7 protein-coding genes are annotated in these 6,274 nt (G+C 68.0%); 2 read left to right on the top strand and 5 right to left on the bottom strand.

What is annotated here, in order from left to right; all coding sequences use genetic code 11:
• Both JCM9942_RS09515 and cydC read left to right on the top strand, forming a co-directional pair.
• On the top strand, positions 1–1,040 hold a 1,040-nt coding region (locus tag JCM9942_RS09515), incomplete at its 5' end, for an ATP-binding cassette domain-containing protein (RefSeq protein WP_157722853.1).
• Positions 1,037–2,725 carry a thiol reductant ABC exporter subunit CydC gene (gene cydC, locus JCM9942_RS09510; protein WP_054659279.1) on the top strand — a complete coding sequence of 563 codons (1,689 nt, stop codon included), beginning with the start codon at positions 1,037–1,039 and terminating at the stop codon, positions 2,723–2,725. The genes JCM9942_RS09515 and cydC, both read left to right, overlap by 4 nt.
• Here the strand turns inward: cydC and JCM9942_RS19010 are convergent.
• The 5 genes from JCM9942_RS19010 to JCM9942_RS09490 form a co-directional block, all read right to left on the bottom strand.
• Positions 2,606–3,046: a hypothetical protein gene (locus JCM9942_RS19010; protein ID WP_145974290.1), complete on the bottom strand. Its 441-nt coding sequence runs from the start codon at positions 3,044–3,046 to the stop codon at positions 2,606–2,608. The two genes, cydC and JCM9942_RS19010, sit on opposite strands and share 120 nt — an antisense overlap.
• 87 nt (positions 3,047–3,133) lie before the next feature.
• The gene (locus JCM9942_RS09505) at positions 3,134–3,733 is read right to left on the bottom strand and encodes a DUF1294 domain-containing protein (RefSeq protein WP_054659277.1); all 600 of its coding nucleotides are present in this window, start codon (positions 3,731–3,733) and stop codon (positions 3,134–3,136) included.
• Between the two features lie 63 nt (positions 3,734–3,796).
• Entirely contained in the window at positions 3,797–4,654 is an 858-nt protein-coding gene (locus JCM9942_RS09500) for a DNA ligase (RefSeq protein ID WP_089153160.1), read from the bottom strand.
• 110 nt (positions 4,655–4,764) lie between these two features.
• Positions 4,765–5,895 carry a homoserine O-acetyltransferase MetX gene (metX, locus tag JCM9942_RS09495; RefSeq protein ID WP_054659275.1) on the bottom strand — a complete coding sequence of 377 codons (1,131 nt, stop codon included), beginning with the start codon at positions 5,893–5,895 and terminating at the stop codon, positions 4,765–4,767.
• A 56-nt stretch (positions 5,896–5,951) separates the two neighbouring features.
• On the bottom strand, positions 5,952–6,274 hold a 323-nt coding region (locus JCM9942_RS09490; protein ID WP_425478337.1), incomplete at its 5' end, for a c-type cytochrome biogenesis protein CcmI/CycH.

Below are 6,274 nucleotides of genomic sequence, written 5' to 3'. Positions count from 1 at the left end.
GGTATGGGCGTGGCGACGCCGAGCTCGGCGGCATCGCCGCGGCGGCCGAGGGCGTGCGCGAGCGCACCATGAAAGTGCTGCGGATCGCGTTTCTGTCTTCCACCGTGCTGGAATTTTTCGCCTCGATAAGTGTGGCGATGGTGGCGCTGTATCTGGGGCTCAGTTATCTGGGCCTGATGTCGTTGCACGCCACGGTGCCGACGCTGGGAACCGGCATGTTCTGCCTGCTGCTGGCCCCCGAGTTCTACGCCCCCTTGCGGCGCCTGGCCGCCCATTACCACGACCGTGCCAACGCGCTGGCGGCCGCGGCCGAGGTGGAGCGGCTGTTGCAGGACGACTTGCCGGTTGCTCCGGTGCCCTCGGAACCTGCGCTGCCGCCCGAGCCGGTCCAGTTGCACGCCCCGTTGCTGACGCTGCAGAACCTGACGCTGCGACCGCAAGGTGCGCGCCACGACGTGATGTCCGGGTTCTCGCTGAGCATCGACCAGGGCCAGCATCTGGCTCTGGTAGGCCCCTCCGGCTGCGGCAAAAGTACTTTGCTCGAAGCGCTGGCGGGCTGGCTGCCACCGCGCGAAGGGCGCATCCTGCGCCGCGGCCAGATGCGGGTGGGCTATGCGGGGCAGCGTCCGTACCTGTTCCATGGCTCGATTGCCGACAACCTGCGGCTGGCCGACCCGACCGCCAGCGATGCCCGTTTGGAGGCGGCGGCCGAAGCGGCGCAGGTCATGCGTTTTGCCCGGGAGCTGCCACTCGGGCTGGACACGGTGATCGGTGAGCGCGGCTTCGGCCTGTCCGGGGGGGAGGCACGACGCATCGGTCTGGCACGCCTGTTGTTGCGCGATCCGGATCTGCTGCTGCTTGATGAGCCCACCGCATTTCTTGATCCTGAAACCGAAGCCGCCCTGCTGCAGGCGCTGGCCATACATGCCCGTGGACGCACCGTGGTGATGGCGACCCACAGCGCGGCGGCGATGCGCTGGGCCGATGCGGTGGTGCGTTTGCACCCCGATCGTGCCGTGCCCGAGCAGGTGCAGGCATGAACGAAAGCATGCGAGAGGTGTTCGCCCGGCATCGCTGGCGTTTGCTGCTGGCGGTAGTGTTCCTGCTGACCACGATGCTGGCCGGCGTCGGCCTGCTCGGGTTGTCCGGTGGCTTCCTCACCGGTGCGGCGCTGGCCGGTGCGGCGGGGATGGGCGCCACCTTCAACTTTTTCTCGCCCTCGGCGGGGATCCGCGGGCTGACGATGGCGCGGATCGTGTCGCGCTATTTCGAAAAACTGGTCGGCCACGATGTGACGCTGCGCATCGCCCGCGACCTGCGTGTGTGGTTCTTCCGTCGCGCCTTGCCGCTGGCGCCGGCGCGGCTGGGCGGCAGCCGTACCGGCGAACTGCTGGCCCGGCTGGTTTCAGACATCAGCGAAGTGGATGGTGTGATGGTGCGGGCTGCCGGACCGCTGCTGGCGCTGCTCGGCATCGTACTGGCCAGCGTCGTCGCGGCAGCGCTGATCTACTGGCCGGCGGCCCTGTTGCTGGTCGCCATCGCGGGGGCGATCGGGATCGGTGTCCCGGTGCTGGCCGTGCGCCATGGTGAGCATGGCGAAATGGAACGCGCGCAGACGCGGGCGTCGTTGCGCACCCTGGCGTACGAAGGGCTGGAAGGTGTGGCGGATCTGACCGCGCTGCAGGCGCAGGGGGATTGGATCGCACGTGTGGATGCCGCCGCACTGCAGGTTGCCGCTCGCGACCGGCGTCGTCGTCGTCGCTTGATCGCTGGCAATGTGCTGCATTCGGCCTGCGCCGGAGTGGGGCTGCTGGCGATGCTGTGGCTGGCGCTGCACGCATTCGAGGGCGGTCAGGTGAGCGGGCCGCTGGCTGCGGCGCTGTTGTTCCTCACCGTGGCCTTGCTGGAAGTGGCCGCGGGCAGCAGTCTGGCCTGGCAGTCGCTGCAGTCGGCACGCGTGGCCGGCCAGCGCCTGCGTCAGATCGTGGACCAGGCCCCGGCGGTGGAAGATCCCGCCCAGCCCCGGGCTTTGCCGGACACGCCGGCAGAGGTGTCCTTTGAACAGGTGGTTTTCCATTGGCCCGGGGAGTCCCGGCAGTTGCTCGACGGGGTGGAGTTGCGACTGCGGCCGGGTGAGCGTGTGGCCATCCGCGGCGACAGTGGGTGTGGCAAGACCACGTTGTCGGCGTTGCTGCTGCGCCTGTGGGACCCTCGCCAAGGGGCCGTGCGCTACGGCGGCGTGGATCTGCGCGATGTCGCCCAGGAGGCGTGGCATCGAAAGGTGGCCTGGTTGCCGCAGGGCGCGCCGGTATTTGCCGGCTCCATCAGCGAGAACCTGCGATTGGGCGATCCACAGGCCGATGACGCGGCAATGTGGTCGGTGCTGGAACAGGTACGGCTGAGCGCCTGGGCGCAGCAGCAGGGGGGGCTGTCAGCGTGGGTCGGCGAAAACGGTGCGACCATGTCGGCCGGTCAGGCGCGCCGTCTGGCGCTGGCCCGCGCGCTGCTGCGCGATACGCCGCTGATGGTGCTCGATGAGCCCACCGAAGGATTGGACGTGGACACCGCGCACGCGTTGTTGCTTGATCTGGCTGCCGCGCTGGGCTCACGCAGCTTGTTGATGATCACCCATGATCCGTTGCCCGATGGCGTGGTGCACCGGGAATACCGTCTTCAGCACGGACAACTGCAGCCGCTGACCAACGCCGAAGTCCCCGCGCGCTGAGTACGGAGGGGCGCTGCGGAAAGCCGGTTCGAAAACCGTGAGGGCCTGGGCCCTCGGGCATTGCGGTGGGGTTTGCTGGCAGAGCAGGTTGTCGCGCAATGCGGCCTGTTTGCCCAGTGCGTAGCCGATGCCACCCAAAAGCAGCAGCGCGCCGCAGCCAATGGAAATGGCAGCCAGCGTTTCGTTGCGGCGCAGGTCCATGATGCCGGCGGCGATGAGCGCCAGTGGCAGCAGTGACCAGTGGAGGGTCAATGCCAGCACCATGCCGAGCAGCACGATGGTGTCGGTCCGATGCTTGAGTACGTTCGTTGCGTCCTGCATATACCTCTGTCTCCACGGAAGAGGGGATGTAGACCGGGTGTTGCCTGGGTGAGGCCGGTGAACGATAGCAGGGCGCTGCGCCGTGGCTCAAACGAGGCTGGGCAGCCAGCCGCTGAACACTGCAGCCAGCACAGTCAGATGGAGCACCACCGTTGCCCAGAACACCTGCTGGAAACTGCGCTTGCTGGATTTGTGGCGGAACAGTCCCTGCGCCAGCAGCGCGCCGGGCCAGCCGCCGAACAGGGCGATCAGGTGCAAGGTGCTTTCCGGGGTGCGCTGGTCGCCGCGTTGCGCGGCACTTTTGTCGTAGGCATAGAACGCCAGCGCCAGCAGGCTCAGGCCCACGATGGTCCCGGCGACCCAACCGGGAAGCAGTCGGGTTACCCCGCCCAGCACCGGTATCGACAGGGCAATCAAGCCCAGGGCGGTGCGGGGCAGGCGCCGGGCTGACTGCTTCGGCGCTGCAGGGGGTCTACCGGTAGCGGCGAAGCGGATGGCGGTGGCCGCCAGACGCCCACGCTCGTCGCGCTTGGGCTGGTAACTGATCAGCTGGCCTTCCAGCGGGCGCGGTGTGCCGCGTTCGAAGGCCTTGATATGGACGAAGGCGCGTTCGCCGCCACCATTGGGGCTGACGAAACCAAAGCCCTTGTCGTCATTCCAGTCCTGCAGCCGTCCTTGATAGCGCATCCGTTGTATCGCACGAGTAGGAGTGCCGGTATTGGAGCGCAGCGGCGAGGTGTTGTGAAGCGCTCAACGACCCCGCTCGGGCGGTGGTGCCTCGTCGCGCACCCGCAGGAAGCGCGCGAAGCGCGGCAGGCCGGTGGCGGTGTAGCCGTTGTAACGGTAGGTCACCAGGGTGCCGATGCCGGGCGGATTGGCGCGCTGCGCATCCTTCAGCCCGCTGCCGATGCGGAAGCGGGCGCCGTCGCTACGCTGTACCAGCAATGCGCCGAGCATGCCGCTGTACTTGCCCTTGCCGGGCAGATGCCCGACCACCCAGGCTTCGGCGTCCTGCCATGGCTTGAGCTTGAGCAGGCCTTCGCTGCGGCCGGGCAGGTAGCGGTTGTTCTGGTGGTGGAGCATCAGACCCTCGCCGTCGGCGGCAACCACCGATTGCAGCAGGCGCTGCAGGTGGGCGGTGTTGGGCATCCTCTGCTGCGGGATCAATGCGAGACCGGGTCTGTCTGTGGCCCGAACCAGCACCTGCAGCGCCGCCAGCCGTTGCGAGAACGTACCCGGGTGCGCGGGCAGGTCGAAGGCCATGAAGCGGATCGCGTGCCACTCCTGTGGACGGGCCGGGGTGGTGCGGATGATGGCGCTGACCTCGTCGAAACGGCCGCGGGCGATCCACAGTTCGCCATCCAGTGGCTGTTGCGGCCAGCCGCGGGTGAATCCGGGCGGAGCGCTGATGCGGTTGCCGGCACGCGTCCACAAGGCCTTGCCATCCCAGCGGGCGCGCACGCCGTCGAGCTTTTCACTGATCCAGTATGGCGCCGGATCGGTGCCGTCGCGCCACTGCCCGGCCAGCATCAAGGGCGGGGCAGTGCCGGCCCGGGCTTCAGCAGGCAGCAGACAGGCGCATAACAGCAGAAGGAGCAGTCGAGCCATGGCGGTCCCGGGGGGAAGGGCGAGGACTGCCACAATGGAGCGTGATCAAGGCGGTGGCTATCGGCGCCAGGCCGACGCGTGTGTAGGAATCGCCGGCTCAGTGCTGTCGGTCAGGCGGCCGGCAGCGTATCCAGGAAACCGCGTACGGCCGGGCCGAAGCGGTCGTAGTCGACCAGGAACGCATCGTGGCCCTGCGGCGATTCCATCCCGATGAACTGTGCCTGTGCCCCACCGGCCCGCAGGCCGTCGGCGATCTGCTGCTGCTGTTGCACCGGGAACAGGATGTCGGTGTTGGCGCCGATGGCCAGGGCGCGCGGCACCTGGATCTTCGCCAGCCCGGCCAGCACGTCGCCGTCGGCGTACTCGGCCAGGTCGAACCAGTCCATCGACCGGCCCAGATAGAGGTAGCAGTTCGGGTCGAAATGGCGGACGAAGCGGCGCGCATGCCCCTCCAGGTAGCTTTCCACCTGGAACTCCAGCCCGAACGGGTCATCGTCGTTGTGGCCCGGATCCTCCGAGTCCAGCCTTACCCGGCCAAAGCGGCCGTCCCACTCCAGCGCAGAGCGGTAGGTGATCACGCCCAGCTTGCGGGCCATGCGCATACCCGACTCCGGGTAGTGCGCTTCATCGTAATCACCGCCATTCCAGGCCGGATCCAGGCGGATGGCTTCGCGCTGCAGCGAGCGGATCGCGATGGAGAACGGCAGGGCCTGCGCGCTGCCGGAGATGTTGATGTGCGAACGGGCGATGCCCGGGTGCAGCAGTAGCAGGGCCAGCGCGGTCATGCCGCCCATCGAGTTGCCGATCAGGCAGGCCAGCCGGGTGATGCCGAGGGATCTGACCACCTCCGCCGCGGCATTGGCGATGTCTTCGATCGACAGCTCGGGAAAGGACAAACCATAGCGCTGGCCGGTGGCGGGATTGAGCGAGGCCGGGCCGGTGGAGCCCTTGCAGCTGCCCAGCGAGTTGACGCAGATCACGTACCAGCGGTCGGTGTCGATCGGCTTGCCCGGGCCGAGCATCGGCTCCCACCAGCCGGGGGCGGGATTGGCCGGGTTGCTGGCGGCGTGGGCATCGGGAGACAGGCCGGTGACGATCAACACGGCGTTGCCGGCATCGGCGGCCAGCGTGCCCCAGGTTTCAAAGGCGATCCGGGCGCCGTGCAGGTGGCCACCGCGCTTCATCGGAAAGGGCGAGGGCAGCGGATGGAAGCGGCTGCCGGGCGGAATGAATTCGGTCATCGGCTGATTTTACCGGGCTTGGCGTCCGTGTCTTGGATGCGCGACATGACCCCGGGTTATCTGCCTATGCCCGCTCCGCGCGAGGGGAGGTCGAGCAGGAGCTCCACCGGGGCGTCGGCCGGCAACGTGACGATCACCGGTGCCGATTCGATGTCGCCGTTTTGGCGGATTGCGGTGCCGCTTTGTGACAGCCGCGCGAACACCTCCACTTGCCTCAGCGACGACAGCTTTGCCGTCGGCATCGGGCTGTCGGTGTCGTCCAGGACCACGGTCAGCGGTTGCTGCGGGGCCGGGTGGCGCTCTACCGCCACCGGCATCGGTGGGCCACCGGGCACGCGGGCGATGACGAACAGCGTGTCGTTGCGGGAGGTCGCGCGCG

It is taken from the genome of Stenotrophomonas pictorum JCM 9942 (assembly GCF_001310775.1).
GTDB classification, from domain to species: domain Bacteria; phylum Pseudomonadota; class Gammaproteobacteria; order Xanthomonadales; family Xanthomonadaceae; genus Stenotrophomonas; species Stenotrophomonas pictorum.
The sequence above is the reverse complement of the archived record's forward strand: the minus strand, read 5'-3'. Positions and strand labels throughout refer to the sequence as shown.